We start from the raw sequence: 14,926 nt of genomic DNA on the forward strand, positions 1-14,926 counted from the left end.
TCTTGGCGCGCAATGTAGCGATTTTTACGCCCAATGCCACCGTGAAATCGTCATATCGGGCATGTAGGGCTGCAATCAGCCCAGCCAAATCTGCGAAATCACCCCGATTGCGAACGATCCGACCAGCGCATAGGCCAGATACAGGACAAAGACGGGCTTTTTCACCAAGGCAAACACCGCAATCGCCGCCGGAATTGATGACACGCCGCCCGCGACCAGAAACGCCATCGCCGCCCCCGATTGCATGCCCTGGGCAATCAGGCCTTGCATCACCGGAAGGGCTGCATAACCGTTCAAATAGGCCGGAACACCAACAAGGGTGGCAATGGCAATCGGACCAACGCCATCCCCGCCAAGCAGGCCGCTGACACTTTCGGCCGGAACATAGGCCACCATCATGCTTTCAAGCAAAAAGGCAAAAGCCATCCATTTGCCAAGGAAGATCATGTTTGAAAGCGCCGATTTGCGGAAGCTGGTCACCCGGTCGCCATCCTGCCAGAATTTCCAGACGACATCCTTGGGCGCGCGCACCTTGGCCCCACCGCATCCGCCATTGCCAACCCCGTCGCGCAGCGGATCAGACAGGAACCCGCGCCCCACCAGCCACATGGTGACAAAGCCACCCATCAGACCAAGCGCGATGGCGGCAATCATTTTGATCACCGCAAAATCGGTTCCCAAGGTGCCCGCCGTCAGAACAAACATTGCCGGATCAATTACCGGCGATGCCAGCCAGAATGCCATAACCGGGGCAAGCGGAACCCCCATGGCCAACAGGGCCGCAATCAGCGGAATAACCCCGCAGGAACAAAACGGCGACAAGGCCCCGAATGCGGCCGCGGTAAAGACCATGCGCACCGGATGCCCGGCAAAGGCCCGCGAGATCAGGTTATCCGCCCCGCTCGCCGTGGCATAGGCAGCAATCGCGATCGACAGCAACAAATAGGGCGCGGTCCCGATAAAGGCATCAAGGGTGAATTCAATGCTTGGCACCAGTTGCGCAGGATCGAACAGATAGACCGCCAGCAAAATCGCCAATCCCGCCAGCAGAACGCGGTCAAAATGACGGGCTGAAACGCCGAGACGGCGGAGTTGCAATGTCAGGGCAGTCATATCCATATCCCTAGAAAATTAGTTATATTATCCCAAACAAAAGACCCGCTTATGCAAGGGCCTTGGAATCCTTGTTGCTTGTGGCATCGGTTTCGGTTGTGGAACCGCCTGATGACAGGGGTGAAAGATCAACACCGCTGCAACATTCATCGGCAATGAAGCCGACGATATTTTGCATCACATCAAAATCCGCCCGGTTGCGGGTTTCACGGCCCTGCTTTTCCTGGGTGACAAGACCGGCCTGAACCAGCGTGCCAAGATGATGCGCCAGGGTCGATGCCGGCAATCCAAGCAACCGGCCAATATCACCGATATTCAGCCCATCGCGTCCGGCCTTGACCAGTTGGCGATAGATTTTCAATCGGGCTTCATGACCCAGTGCCGCAAAGGCAGGTGCGATGTCTTTTTCTTTCATGTCGCAATCATAACTATATTTCTAGTTATTTAAACATATTTTTGCGCTGCGAATAAGGTATTGATACCAAATCATAAAACTCGATTTTTGGCCTGAAACAGCATCGTGACACGCAATTGTCACTTGCCAATTGATCAATATGTCGATAATTCCAGACATATGGACACAAACAACGCAATTACCGCCCTGGCCGCATTGGCACAGGAACACAGACTGGCTGCTTTTCGCTTGCTGGCTGCGACCGGGGAAACCGGCATGGCCGCAGGGGAACTGGCACGCCAGATCGGCATCCCGCACAACACAATGTCATCGCATCTGGCAACATTGAGCAATGCGGGACTGATCACCGCCACGCGTGATGGCCGATCCATGATTTATCGCATTGTGCCCGCCGCCATGCGGGCGTTGCTGGGATTTCTGACCGATGATTGCTGTCAAGGGCGCCCGGAACTTTGCGGGCTGGCACCGGTAACGGCACCAAAGACAGAATGCTGTTAATTCAATCTGCCTTTCAGGGGACAAACACATGTCTGGTGGAACCTATAACGTGCTTTTCCTGTGCCGGGCCAATTCGGCGCGCAGTATCCTGGCCGAAGCCATCCTGAAAAAGGAAGGTCACGATCATTTCTTTGGCTTTAGCGCCGGGTCCTTTCCACGAGGCGAAATTCACCCCTATGCGCAGGAGCTTCTGACCAGCCTTGGGCACGATATCAGCAGCTTTTCCTCAAAGGGGATGGAAGTCTATTCCGAGCAGGACGAAATCAGGTTTGATTTCGTTTTCACCGTTTGCGACGCCACCGCCAATGAAGATTGCCCGATCTTTCCCGGATCCCCGATGACCGCCCATTGGGGTGTACCCGACCCGGCCGCGGTTACCGGCAGCGACGCCGAAAAACGGCTGGCCTTTGCCGATACCTATCGGATGTTGCGCAACCGGATTTCGATTTTCACAAGCCTGCCTTTTGCGTCACTTGATCGCCTGTCGCTGCAAAAGGAAATCGACAGGATCGGCCATATTTCAGATCGCGAGGATGCATGACACAGGAAAAGGACACCGCCGCCATGGGATTGTTTGAACGCTACCTTACGGTCTGGGTCGCGGTCAGCATCGTGACCGGCATTGTGCTTGGCGAACTGTTTCCGGCCCTGTTTCAGGTGATCGGCAATCTGACGGCCTATGAGATCAATTTGCCGGTGACGGTTCTGATCTGGTTGATGATCGTGCCGATGCTGATGAAGGTCGATTTTGGCGCCCTGCACGAAGTCGGTCGGCAATGGCGCGGCATTGGCGTGACGCTTGGCGTGAACTGGCTGATCAAACCGTTTACCATGGCGGCCCTTGGCTGGCTGTTTATCGGGTTTCTGTTTCGCCCGCTTTTGCCCGAGGCCCAGATTGAAAGCTATATCGCGGGCCTGATCCTTTTGGGGGCGGCACCATGCACGGCGATGGTGTTTGTCTGGTCGCACCTGACCAAGGGGGATGCCAATTTCACCCTGACGCAGGTGGCCCTTAACGACACCATCATGATTTTCGCCTTTGCCCCGATTGTTGCGCTGTTGCTTGGTATTTCGGCGATTACCATTCCGTGGGAAACCCTGACCATTTCGGTCGTCGCCTTTATCGTCATTCCGGTGATTGCCGGTCAGGTGATCCGAAACCGGGTAATGAAGGGCGGCATGGATCATTTCAATGCATTTGATGCCCGGCTCAAACCGGTTTCGATGATCGCACTACTTAGCACTCTGGTCTTGCTGTTTGCCTTTCAGGGGCAACAGATCATTGCCCAACCGATCATCATCGCGCTTCTGGCCGTGCCGATCATTTTGCAGACCTATTTCATTGCTGCCATCGCCTATGTCGCCAACAAGTTTCTGGGGGTGGAGCACAGGATTGCCGCCCCGTCGGCGATGATCGGTGCATCAAACTTCTTTGAACTGGCGGTCGCCACCGCCATTGGTCTGTTCGGCTTTTCATCGGGGGCGGCATTGGCGACCGTGGTCGGCGTTCTGGTCGAAGTGCCAGTGATGTTATCGCTGGTTGCCATTGCCAACCGGTCACGTGGCTGGTTCGCATCAGACACCGCCCCGCAAAACAAGTAATCCACGCATTCAGGTAATCGAGATGAGCAAGAAAATACGCATCGGCATCAACGGTTTCGGCCGCATGGGGCGGCTGGTTTTACGGGCGGGCTGGGGCCACCCGAACCTTGAATTTGTTCATATCAATGAAATCCGGGGCGGGGCCAAAACCGCGGCCCATCTTCTGGAATTTGATTCGGTTCATGGCCGCTGGTCCAACCGGGTTGATTGCATCAATGACCAGGTGGTGATTGATCAGACCCACAAGATTTCGTTTTCCGAAAACGCCACACCGGCCGACACCGACTGGACCGGCATGGGGTGCGACATCGTTCTGGAATGCACCGGCAAATTCAAAACCCCCGAAACGCTTCAGCCCTATTTTGATCAGGGTGTGAAAAAGGTCATCGTCGCCGCCCCGGTCAAGGAAGGTGCGCTTAATATCGTCTATGGGGTCAATGATGACCTTTACGATCCGGCGACACATCATCTTTTGACCGCAGCAAGCTGCACCACCAATTGTCTGGCCCCGGTGGTCAAGGTCATGCATGAACAACTTGGCATTAAGCATGGTTCGATCACCACCATCCATGATGTCACCAACACCCAGACGATTGTCGATCTTCCGCATAATGACCTGCGCCGGGCGCGGTCGTGCCTGCAATCATTGATCCCGACCAGCACGGGGTCCGCCACCGCGATCACGATGATTTATCCGGAATTGGCGGGCAAATTGAACGGGATTGCCGTGCGTGTGCCGCTTCTGAACGCATCGCTGACCGATTGCGTGTTTGAAGTGGCGCGCGATACCGATGTTGAAACGGTCAATCGCCTGATGCGCGAGGCATCGGAAACCTATCTTGCCGGTATTCTGGGCTATGAAGACCGCCCGCTGGTCAGTGTTGATTACCTTAATGACAGCCGGTCTTCGATCATTGATGCCGGATCGACCATGGTGATCGACAAGCGACAGGTCAAAATACTGGCCTGGTATGACAATGAATGGGGCTATGTCTGTCGTATGGCGGATCTGGCTGCCAAAGTCGCGCAATCGCTTTAGGAATGCCGATCATGTCATCTGCCATTCGCAATTATGCACTTGTGACCGGGGCCTATTGGGGCTTCACCCTGACTGACGGGGCGTTGCGGATGCTGGTGCTGTTGCATTTCCATGCCCTTGGCTATTCGGCATTTGAAATTGCCCTTCTGTTCATCCTTTATGAAGTGGCGGGGATTGTAACCAATCTGGTTGGCGGATGGCTGGCACAAACACGCGGGCTGCGCTTTACCCTTTATAGCGGATTGATCCTTCAGATCGCATCGCTTGCCGCCCTTTCGCAAACACAGACCGATTGGGCACCGGCCATTTCGGTTATCTATGTCATGGGACTTCAGGCCGCATCGGGTGTGGCAAAGGATCTGACCAAGATGTCGAGCAAATCGGCAATCAAGGTTCTGGTGCCTGCCGATGCCGGGGGCGCGCTTTTCAAATGGGTTGCCCTTTTGACCGGATCGAAAAACGCCCTTAAAGGGGTCGGCTTTTTCATGGGCGGTGCGCTTTTGTCCTGGCTTGGATTTTCCGGGGCGTTGCTTGCCATGGCGGTCGGTCTTGCCATCACGCTGATCGCGGTTGCACTGTCACTGGGCAATGCGATGTCCGGACCATCTGAAAAGATCAAACCCAAATTCCGTGACGTGTTTTCGCGTGACCGCAAGATCAACGTCCTGTCGGCGGCCCGGCTTTTCCTGTTCGGGTCGCGTGATATCTGGTTTGTGGTCGGCCTGCCGGTGTTTTTGGCAGCCGAACTGGGCTGGAACCATATCGAGGTCGGCACCTATATGGCGCTTTGGGTGATTGGATACGGCTTCATTCAGGCCTTCGCCCCCAAAATGCTGCGCGCCGGATCACACGAACCCGATGGCCGCACCGCCCGGTTCTGGATCGCAGCCCTGATCGCGGTGACCACTGCCATTGCCGCAGCCGTCACACAGGGGATTGCGCCGCAACTTGCAGTTCTGGGCGGGCTTTTGGTGTTCGGCATTGTCTTTGCCGTGAACTCGTCACTGCATTCCTATTTGATCCTTGCCTATGCCGATGGCGACAAGGTCGCGATGAATGTCGGGTTTTATTACATGTCCAATGCCATCGGGCGGCTTTGCGGGACCATTCTGTCGGGCGTTGCCTATTCCTATGGCGGGCTGGTCGGATGTCTTGTGACGTCGATTGCGTTTTTGACCATCAGCTGGATCATCAGTGCCGCCCTTCCGGCAAGAAGCGCCGTCACACCGCAGAGTTGAACAAAAAAGTTCTTTCGCAGATGCGGGATAAATGACTGAAAAGACTCACAATCCGGATTCACGAAAATTTCATCGTGCAAAAAACCGTGACAAGACACTGCATATAGGGGTACGATTCCAATCAACGGTCAATCACTGGACCGCAGGAGGGGTTCCCGAGTGCCGCGAAAAAGCGTCTTACAACGAGAATTTTCGCCCCCCGGATCGCACATGCAACATGTTGTGACCGGCGGAAACTCCTACCGCCACTTCCATCGCAAGATGAAAATTGAATGCGCGCCTTTCCATGACGGAATGGCGCGTTTTGCTTTTTTGGCACATTTGATGAGGTGATCGTCATGGGTAAGCGCGCAGCACGCCGTCGTAACCGTCCGCAACAGTCCGACAACAATGTCCATGAACTGTTTGATGAAAAGAACGCTGACTGGCACCCGCTTCAGGGGGAAGCCGCAGAACAGAAAGGACAACGCGATCAAAGCTACCGCCGCAACATCCGCCCGAAAAGTGAAAACCAGGCCGCATTGATGGAGGCCATTGATGCCTTCAACCTGGTCCTTGCCCTTGGCCCGGCAGGCACCGGTAAAACCTATATCGCGGTTTCCAAGGCGGTCGAAGCCCTGGATAAGGGTGATATCGGTCGTATCGTTCTGGCCCGCCCGGCTGTTGAAGCCGGCGAAAATATCGGCTTCCTGCCCGGCGATGTCGAAGCCAAGATGGCACCTTATCTTCGCCCGCTTTATGACGCGCTTAATGATCGCCTTGGCACCAAGCGCCTGCGCACATACCTTTCGGACGGCACGATTGAGATTGCCCCGATCGGCTATATGCGTGGCCGTACCCTGAACAATGCCTTCGTCGTCATCGACGAAGCCCAGAACTGCACATACGGGCAGCTTAAAATGCTGGTGACGCGTCTGGGCTGGAATTCCACCATGATCCTGACCGGCGACCCGGATCAGACCGACCTTCTGCCGGAAATGTCGGGTCTTTCGGAAATGTCCGAACGACTTGAAAATGTCGAAGATGTCGCCTGTGTCCAGCTGCGCGACAAGGACATTGTCCGCCATCCGTTGGTTGCAAGCATGCTTACGGTTCTCTGATTTCGGTCATCAAGTTCCGACACAGCAAACCAAAGAAGAAAAAAGGACGGGCCCCAAAAGGGCCCGTCACTTTTTGGGTCTGCTTATATAGACTGATAATTCTTGGCTTCGCGCCCGATCACCGAGATCGGTAAAACCTGTCAAGAAAACATATATATTGACGAAATTTTCAATCCGAACCCAATATATAGGCATCACGGTCCTTCTTACCGAACCATATCGGTTTGAAGGCTAAGAGGGAATTCGGTGCGTTTTGCATATGCACGACAATGCCGAAGCTGCCCCCGCAACTGTAAGCGGCTAGCTTTAATCCAACCATGGTCACTGAAATGCTTGGCATTTCGGGAAGGCCGGATGAAGCATCGATCCGCAAGCCAGGAGACCTGCCGTGAGCGAACGTAAACATTCACGGGCGGGGTGTCCCGGTGGAGTGCTTGTGATCTGACTGGCAGACCGCCAATCATCCCTGCATACCTCCGTTTGGCCTTTGCCCCCATATGATTGGGGCTTACAATGTCAGAAACAGTCGAGTTGGAACGGCCTGCCGTTTCCGATCCTTCATCAAATTCACACACCATCTATCAGGTGATCCGTCGCAACGGATCGGTCACGGCCTTTGATGCAACCAAAATCAAAACAGCCCTGACCAAGGCATTTCTTGCCGCCGAGGGCGAAACCGCGTCGGGATCACATCGGGTACATGACATTGTCGATGGATTGGCCGATCAGGTTACCACGACCTTGTTAAAGCGGGCCGCGCCGGGCCATACCCTTCAGATCGAAGATATACAGGATCAGGTCGAGCTGGCCCTGATGCGCAGCGAACATCACAAGGTTGCGCGCGCCTATGTCCTGTATCGTGAAGACCGTGCGCGCGAACGCGCCAAGCTTGATGCACGCAAGAAAGGCAAAAGGGCCGGGCAGCCCGATCTTCATGTCACCCTGCCCGACGGCAGCAAAAGGTTGCTTGATATTGACCGGTTGGCGACCGTGATTGCCGAGGCCTGTGGCGACCTTGATGGCGTCAGCACAGCACCGATCATGGAAGAAACCAGAAAGAACCTTTATGACGGTGTCACCACCGGGGAATTGGCACTTGCCCCGATCATGGCAGCCCGAACACTGGTAGAGCGCGAACCGAATTACGCCTTTGTCAGCGCACGCCTGTTACTTGACAAGCTTCGGACAGAAGCCCTGAGCTTTGTCTTCGACCAGCCCGAACAAGCCACCCAGGCCGAGATGGGCGCACGATACGCGACCTATTTCCCCGCCGCGATCAAGGCAGGCATCAAGTCCGGTCTGATTGATCCGGAATTGTCAAAGTTTGACCTGAAAAAAATCGCGGCGGCAATCAAGCCGGAACGCGATCTGAACTTCCAGTATCTGGGACTTCAGACGCTTTATGACCGTTACTTCCTGCATGTCAAAGGGTCGCGGTTTGAACTGCCACAGGCCTTTTTCATGCGGGTTGCCATGGGTCTTGCCATCCGTGAGATCGACCGCGAAGCCAAGGCAATCGAATTTTATGATCAGCTTTCCACCTTTGTCTTCATGGCATCGACCCCGACCCTGTTCAATGCCGGGACATGCCGCCCGCAATTGTCATCCTGCTTCCTGACCACCGTGCCCGATGACCTTGATGGCATTTTCAAATCGGTCAAGGACAACGCGCTTTTGGCGAAATATTCCGGCGGTCTTGGCAATGACTGGACCCCAGTGCGTGGTCTTGGCGCGCATATCAAGGGCACCAATGGTCAAAGCCAGGGCGTGGTTCCGTTTCTGAAAGTCGCCAATGACACCGCCATTGCGGTTAATCAGGGTGGCAAGCGCAAGGGGGCTGTTTGTGCCTATCTCGAAACATGGCACATCGATATCGAAGAGTTCCTTGATCTGCGCAAGAACACGGGCGATGACCGCCGCAGGACGCATGATATGAACACGGCCAACTGGGTGCCGGACCTGTTCATGGAACGGGTGATGGCAGATGCGCCATGGACCCTGTTTTCGCCCGATGACACGCCGGACTTGCATGATCTTTATGGTGCGAAATTCAAGACCGCGTATGAGGCATATGAAGCCAAGGCCAATAGCGGCCAAATCACGAATTTCAAAAACGTGCGCGCGGTGGATCTTTGGCGGCGCATGTTGACCATGCTGTTTGAAACCGGTCATCCATGGATCACCTTCAAGGACCCGTGCAATATCCGGTCCCCGCAACAACATCGTGGCGTGGTGCATTCATCAAACCTGTGCACGGAAATTACACTCAATACATCGGCAGACGAGGTCGCGGTTTGTAACCTTGGTTCGATCAACCTTCTGGCCCATGTCACCGAAGACGGCCTTGATCACGACAAGCTGGCACAAACGGTCAAAACCGCAATGCGGATGCTGGATAACGTCATTGATATCAATTTCTATACCATTCCGGAGGCACGCTATTCCAACCTGCGCCATCGTCCGGTTGGTCTTGGATTGATGGGTTTTCAGGATGCGTTGCAGAAACTGAAAATCGCCTATGCCTCGTCAGAGGCCGTCGCATTTGCCGATGAAAGCATGGAAGCCATTTCCTTCCACGCCATTTCGGCATCGGTTGATTTGGCGGTCGAGCGTGGTCGCTATGAGAGTTTCGACGGATCACTGTGGTCGAAGGGCATCCTTCCGATTGACTCGCTTGAACTGCTTGCCAAGGTTCGTGCCGAATTTGATGTCGACCGCAGCCAGCGTCTGGACTGGGATGGGTTGCGCGAACGGGTCAAAACCACCGGCATGCGTAATTCCAACACGATGGCAATCCCCCCGACGGCAACGATTTCCAATATCTGCGGCGTCAGCCAGTCAATTGAGCCCGCCTATCGCAACCTGTTTGTGAAATCGAACATGTCTGGCGATTTCACTGTGGTCAATGCTGCCCTTGTCCGTGATCTGAAAGAACGCGGTCTTTGGGATGAGGTGATGATATCCGACCTGAAATATTATGATGGCAGCATCGGCCAGATTGACCGCATTCCCGATGACCTCAAGGCGCTTTATGCCACCGCGTTTGAACTTGATTCATCCTGGTTGATCGAGGCGGCATCACGTCGTCAGAAGTGGCTTGATCAGGCGCAGTCTCTGAACCTTTATATCGCCAATCCGTCTGGCAAAAAGCTTGATGATCTTTATCGTCTGGCGTGGTTGCGCGGACTTAAAACCACCTATTACCTGCGATCAAGTGCCGCAACCCATGTCGAGAAATCGACACTTAAGGGCACCGATGGTCGCCTGAATGCGGTGGTGAATGCCCCGCAAGCCGCAAGCCCTGTCCCATCGCCTTCGCCTGTCACTGCACCTGCACCAGCGCCCGCAGTCAGCAATAGTCCATCCGCCGTCATTGATGCGGGCGCCGCATCCGATGCGATTACCGGCGGGGACGTCTGGGGCAAGGCCTGTTCCCTTGACGACCCTGATTGCGAAGCCTGCCAGTAACCAGAAACCGGAAGAAGAACCATGCTTGACTGGATTGAAAACGACGCCCCGATCGCGTCCAACCACACACCCGACGCCCCGGTTTCGCCCGATACCGGTGATGGCACAAATGATGCCACCGGCCTTGGCGAGATTGACCGTTCCGGCGGTCGTGTCACGGTCAGTGACAAGGCGATGATCAATTCGCGTGCCGATGTGAACCAGCTTCTGCCGCTTAAATACGGCTGGGCCTGGGACAAGTACCTTGCGGGTTGCAACAATCACTGGATGCCGACCGAAGTTTCCATGCAGGCCGACATTGCATTATGGAAATCGCGCGATGGCCTGACGGAAGACGAACGCCGGATGCTTAAACGTAATCTGGGTTTCTTTGCCGCATCCGAAAGCCTTGTTGCCAACAACATCGTTCTGGCAATTTATCGCCACCTGACCAACCCGGAATGCCGCCAGTATCTTTTACGTCAGGCCTTCGAGGAAGCGGTTCATACCCACACCTTCCAGTATATCGTCGAAAGCCTGGGTCTGGACGAGGGCGAGCTTTTCAACATGTATCGCGAAGTGCCGTCAATTACCGACAAGGCGGCATGGGCGCTTCATTATACCAAGCATCTTGATGATCCGAACTTCGCAACCGGTACGCCCGAACGCGATCAGGATTTCCTGCGCGATCTTGTGGCTTTCTATGTCGTGTTTGAAGGCATGTGGTTTTACACCGGATTTGCGCAAATCCTGTCACTTGGCCGGCGCAACAAGATGGTCGGTATTGCCGAGCAATATCAGTATATCCTGCGTGACGAGAGCATCCATCTCAATTTCGGGATTGATGTTATCAACCAGATCAAGGCTGAAAACCCGCATCTTTGGACAGCGGAATTTCAGGAAGAAATTCGTGCGATGTTGCGTGACGCTGCCGAACTTGAAGCGGCCTATGGACGCGACACCATGCCCAATGGCTTCCTTGGCTTGAATGCCGAGCTCTGTGAGCAATATATGCATTTCATCGCCAACCGCCGTTGTGGTCAGCTTGGCCTTGCCCCGGTGTTTAACGAGGTCGAGAACCCATTCCCCTGGATGTCAGAAGCCATGGATCTGAAAAAGGAAAAGAACTTCTTTGAAACCCGGGTGATCGAATATCAGAACGGCGGCGCGCTTAGCTGGGACTGATAGCCACACCCAACATCATCATAAACAAAACGGCTGGGAACATGTTTCCAGCCGTTTTCATTCAAGCCTAGTCTTTCGGCAGTTAACGCCCCATCGCGGCGACTTCGCTTCCGGCGTTGGACACCGGGATGTCGTGTTGGCCGGCGCGTTTGGCGCGACCGGTGTGCCAGAATTCCGGGTCTTCGGTATAGCCGCTATATTCATCGAGATGGATGTCTTCGGGCGGTTCGGGATGGATGGTGATATCAAGATCGGGATATTCGGAACGGATGCTGTCCATTACCTGATGGCAGATGGTGTGGGCTTCGCGCATCAACATCCCGCCATCCATGATCAGTTCGATCTCGGCAAAGCGATGCACGCCCGATGACCGTGTGCGCAGGCGGTGAATGCCGATCACCGATGCGTTTTTCATGGTCAGTTCAATAATGCGCTGGCTGTCGGAATCGGGCAGTTCCGCATCCATCAGGACCTTGACCGAATTGCGTCCGACCTTGATCGCGGAAAACAGCAGGAAGCTTGCCACCAGTGCGCCGATTGCCGGATCGGCCCAGGCAAATCCGGATACCCCGGCAAACAGGGCAATGATCACGGCAAGATTGGCCAGAATGTCGCTGCTGTAATGCATGGAATCGGCATCAACCGCCACCGAGCCCGACATTCGCACCGCCTTGCGCTGCAACAGTACCAGACCAACTGTCATGACAAGTGACACTGCCATGATCCAGATGCCTTCATAGGCAAAGGAAATCTGTTTGGGTTCATTGAGCCTTGATGCGGCCTCGGCCAGGACCAGAACAGCCGCCCCGATCATGAAGGCCGACTGAAACAGCCCGGCAAGGGGTTCTGCCTTGCCATGGCCGAAACGGTGATCATGATCGGCCGGGCGCCATGCCGAACGGACCGCCATGAAGTTGATCACAGACGTGCCGACATCAAGCATACTATCAATCATGGAGGACAGCAGACTAACCGAGTCCGTCAGGAACCAGCCAACCGCCTTGATGATGATCAGGGTCGCAGCAATGACAATGGAGGCCGTCGTTGCACGACGTGCCCACATTTCTTTCTGCGCTATGTCAATGACGGGACATTGACTCATACGTTGTTGACCTCTGGCCGCCCAATCTGCCACCTGACAGCGGTTTTATAGCCTGTTTGAGCATAATATGTAATGACTATTGCCATATTTTCGCCCAGCGTTGTGCAGCAAATAGCGCATATTTGATATTCCGCAAGGTTTCCAAGCCTGTTTTAAGGGATTATATCTCGCAATCGGGCGCACAAGAGAGAACCTAATGATTGTAGAGATCGGACATTACGCACTGATATTGTCACTTGTTGTGGCACTCGCCCAGTCGACCTTGCCGTTTTTGGCCGCATCGCGCAGAGACCCGGTTCTTTTGATGGTGGCGCCGCGACTGGCGATTACCTGTTTTGCACTGGTCGCCGCCAGTTTTCTGGCGCTGACCTATGCATATGTGGCGTCTGATTTCTCAGTTCTCAATGTTCTGTCAAACAGCCATACCTCCAAACCGATGATCTACAAGATCACCGGTGTGTGGGCGAATCACGAAGGATCGATGCTGCTTTGGGTGATGATCCTGACCCTGTTTGGTGGTGCGGTTGCCGCGTTCGGGCGCAATCTTCCGCCAACGCTTCTGGCCCGCGTGCTGGGCGTGATGGGGCTGATTGGTGTTGGCTTTATTCTGTTTATCGTTCTGACCTCAAACCCGTTTGAGCGCGTGATCAATCCGCCGCTTGACGGTGAGGGCATGAACCCGTTGCTGCAAGATCCGGGCATCGCCATCCATCCGCCCTTCCTGTATCTGGGCTATGTCGGGTTTTCCGTTGCCTTTGCCTTTGCAGTCGCCGCCCTGATTGAAGGACGGGTTGATCCGGCATGGGCGCGCTGGGTCCGCCCATGGACGCTGGCGGCATGGGTGTTTCTGACCGCCGGTATCGGGCTTGGTTCCTGGTGGGCCTATTACGAGCTTGGCTGGGGCGGCTGGTGGTTCTGGGATCCGGTGGAAAACGCATCCTTCATGCCCTGGCTTGCCGGTACGGCGCTGTTGCATTCGGCGATTGTGGTTGAAAAGCGTGATGCGCTGAAAAGCTGGACCATCTTTTTGGCGATCCTGGCCTTTTCGTTCTCGTTGCTTGGGACGTTTCTGGTGCGTTCCGGGGCGCTGACATCGGTTCATGCCTTTGCCACCGATCCGACGCGCGGCGTATTTATTCTGTTCTTGCTGTTTATTACGGTTGGCGGGTCGCTTGGCCTTTATGCATGGCGTGCGCCCAACCTTCGGGGTGGCGGACTGTTCCAGCCGATTTCGCGCGAAGGCGCACTTGTGTTTAACAATGTGCTGCTTTCGATTGCGGCGGCCATGGTGTTGCTGGGCACGCTTTATCCGCTGTTGCTTGAAACCGTGACCGGGGAAAAGATTTCGGTAGGTGCGCCGTTCTTCAACGCGACCTTTGTGCCGATCATGACCCCGGTCATCATTGCCATGGCACTGGGCCCGCTGATGCCGTGGAAACGTGCCGACCTTTTGGGCGTGTTCAACAAACTCAAGATCGCGCTGGCGGCAACGGTTGTGGTCGTTCTGGTCACCTTGTGGCTTGCCGGCGGGCCGGCCTTTGCCCTGTTCGGGCTTGGACTGGCGACCTGGCTGTTTGTCGGGTCGATCCTTGAATGGGCCGGGCGGATCAAGCTTTTGCGCGAACCGTTCGCCACCAGTCTGCGCCGGATGAAGAACCTTCCGCGTTCGGCCCATGGCACCATGCTGGCCCATGCCGGGGTGGCAATCGTGGTTGCCGGGATTACCGGATCACAAGCCTGGACCGAAGAAGCCGTGCAGTCGCTTGCGGTCGGGGAAAGTGCGCATATTGCGGATCATACCTTTACGCTTAGCGCGATCCGGGAATATCAGGGGCCGAACTTTGTCGCCCGTGAAGCAACCATCACCATTGCCACACCGGGTGAACGCACGGTCATTCTGACGCCGGAAAAACGTGTCTATACGGTCGAAGGCATGCCCACCACCGAGGCCGGGATTCAATCAAGCTTTACCGGCGATATCTATGCCGTGATCGGCGATCAGGATGAAAGCGGCAAGTGGATCACGCGGTTCTATGTCAAACCGATGATCCCGTGGATGTGGGCCGGCGGCCTGATCATGGTGTTTGGCGGGCTGATGTCGCTTTCGGACAGACGTTACCGGATTGGCGCACCGACCCGTTCCCACAAGGCAGCGGCCAAAGCCGTTCCCGCAGAATAAGCGTCAGG

Annotated in this window: 12 protein-coding genes and 1 riboswitch; of the genes, 9 read left to right on the forward strand and 3 right to left on the reverse strand. The window is 55.2% G+C overall.

The genetic code is table 11. The features are described from left to right. Nucleotides 1-75: 75 nt before the first annotated feature. Together AUQ42_RS14930 and AUQ42_RS14935 are read right to left on the reverse strand one after the other, a co-directional pair. On the reverse strand, nucleotides 76-1,113 hold the full coding sequence (locus AUQ42_RS14930) for a permease (protein WP_068520012.1): 1,038 nt from the start codon (nucleotides 1,111-1,113) through the stop codon (nucleotides 76-78). Between the two features lie 49 nt (nucleotides 1,114-1,162). After that, entirely contained in the window at nucleotides 1,163-1,528 is a 366-nt protein-coding gene (locus AUQ42_RS14935; RefSeq protein ID WP_068519889.1) for a helix-turn-helix transcriptional regulator, read from the reverse strand. A 159-nt stretch (nucleotides 1,529-1,687) separates the two neighbouring features. Between AUQ42_RS14935 and AUQ42_RS14940 the strand changes: the two genes are divergently transcribed. From AUQ42_RS14940 to AUQ42_RS14975, 8 genes are all read left to right on the forward strand, one after another. Next, nucleotides 1,688-2,026 carry a helix-turn-helix transcriptional regulator gene (locus tag AUQ42_RS14940; protein WP_068519890.1) on the forward strand — a complete coding sequence of 113 codons (339 nt, stop codon included), beginning with the start codon at nucleotides 1,688-1,690 and terminating at the stop codon, nucleotides 2,024-2,026. Nucleotides 2,027-2,054: 28 nt separating this feature from the next. Beyond that, nucleotides 2,055-2,567: an arsenate reductase ArsC gene (locus AUQ42_RS14945; protein ID WP_068519891.1), complete on the forward strand. Its 513-nt coding sequence runs from the start codon at nucleotides 2,055-2,057 to the stop codon at nucleotides 2,565-2,567. Nucleotides 2,568-2,590: 23 nt separating this feature from the next. Beyond that, a complete protein-coding gene (gene arsB / locus AUQ42_RS14950; RefSeq protein ID WP_068520014.1) occupies nucleotides 2,591-3,628 on the forward strand; it encodes an ACR3 family arsenite efflux transporter in 1,038 nt (345 codons plus the stop codon). Nucleotides 3,629-3,650: 22 nt separating this feature from the next. After that, nucleotides 3,651-4,667, forward strand: a complete 1,017-nt coding sequence (locus tag AUQ42_RS14955; protein WP_068519892.1) for an ArsJ-associated glyceraldehyde-3-phosphate dehydrogenase — start codon at nucleotides 3,651-3,653, stop codon at nucleotides 4,665-4,667. 11 nt (nucleotides 4,668-4,678) lie between these two features. Beyond that, on the forward strand, nucleotides 4,679-5,905 hold the full coding sequence (arsJ, locus tag AUQ42_RS14960; protein ID WP_068520017.1) for an organoarsenical effux MFS transporter ArsJ: 1,227 nt from the start codon (nucleotides 4,679-4,681) through the stop codon (nucleotides 5,903-5,905). Between the two features lie 338 nt (nucleotides 5,906-6,243). Continuing rightward, entirely contained in the window at nucleotides 6,244-7,005 is a 762-nt protein-coding gene (locus AUQ42_RS14965) for a PhoH family protein (protein WP_068519893.1), read from the forward strand. 180 nt (nucleotides 7,006-7,185) lie between these two features. Continuing rightward, a riboswitch (cobalamin riboswitch) is annotated at nucleotides 7,186-7,411 on the forward strand. A gap of 107 nt (nucleotides 7,412-7,518) precedes the next feature. Next, nucleotides 7,519-10,473, forward strand: a complete 2,955-nt coding sequence (locus AUQ42_RS14970; RefSeq protein ID WP_068519894.1) for a ribonucleoside-diphosphate reductase subunit alpha — start codon at nucleotides 7,519-7,521, stop codon at nucleotides 10,471-10,473. Between the two features lie 21 nt (nucleotides 10,474-10,494). Further along, nucleotides 10,495-11,637: a ribonucleotide-diphosphate reductase subunit beta gene (locus tag AUQ42_RS14975; RefSeq protein ID WP_068519895.1), complete on the forward strand. Its 1,143-nt coding sequence runs from the start codon at nucleotides 10,495-10,497 to the stop codon at nucleotides 11,635-11,637. A gap of 82 nt (nucleotides 11,638-11,719) precedes the next feature. On the opposite strand, the gene AUQ42_RS14980 is transcribed toward AUQ42_RS14975, so the two are convergent. Next, nucleotides 11,720-12,700: a cation diffusion facilitator family transporter gene (locus tag AUQ42_RS14980; RefSeq protein ID WP_228196060.1), complete on the reverse strand. Its 981-nt coding sequence runs from the start codon at nucleotides 12,698-12,700 to the stop codon at nucleotides 11,720-11,722. Between the two features lie 235 nt (nucleotides 12,701-12,935). On the opposite strand from AUQ42_RS14980, the gene AUQ42_RS14985 reads away from it, so the two are divergent. Continuing rightward, entirely contained in the window at nucleotides 12,936-14,918 is a 1,983-nt protein-coding gene (locus AUQ42_RS14985; protein WP_068519897.1) for a heme lyase CcmF/NrfE family subunit, read from the forward strand. Nucleotides 14,919-14,926 lie beyond the last annotated feature (8 nt).

This window comes from Thalassospira sp. MCCC 1A02491, from assembly GCF_001613785.1.
Lineage (GTDB): Bacteria > Pseudomonadota > Alphaproteobacteria > Rhodospirillales > Thalassospiraceae > Thalassospira > Thalassospira povalilytica.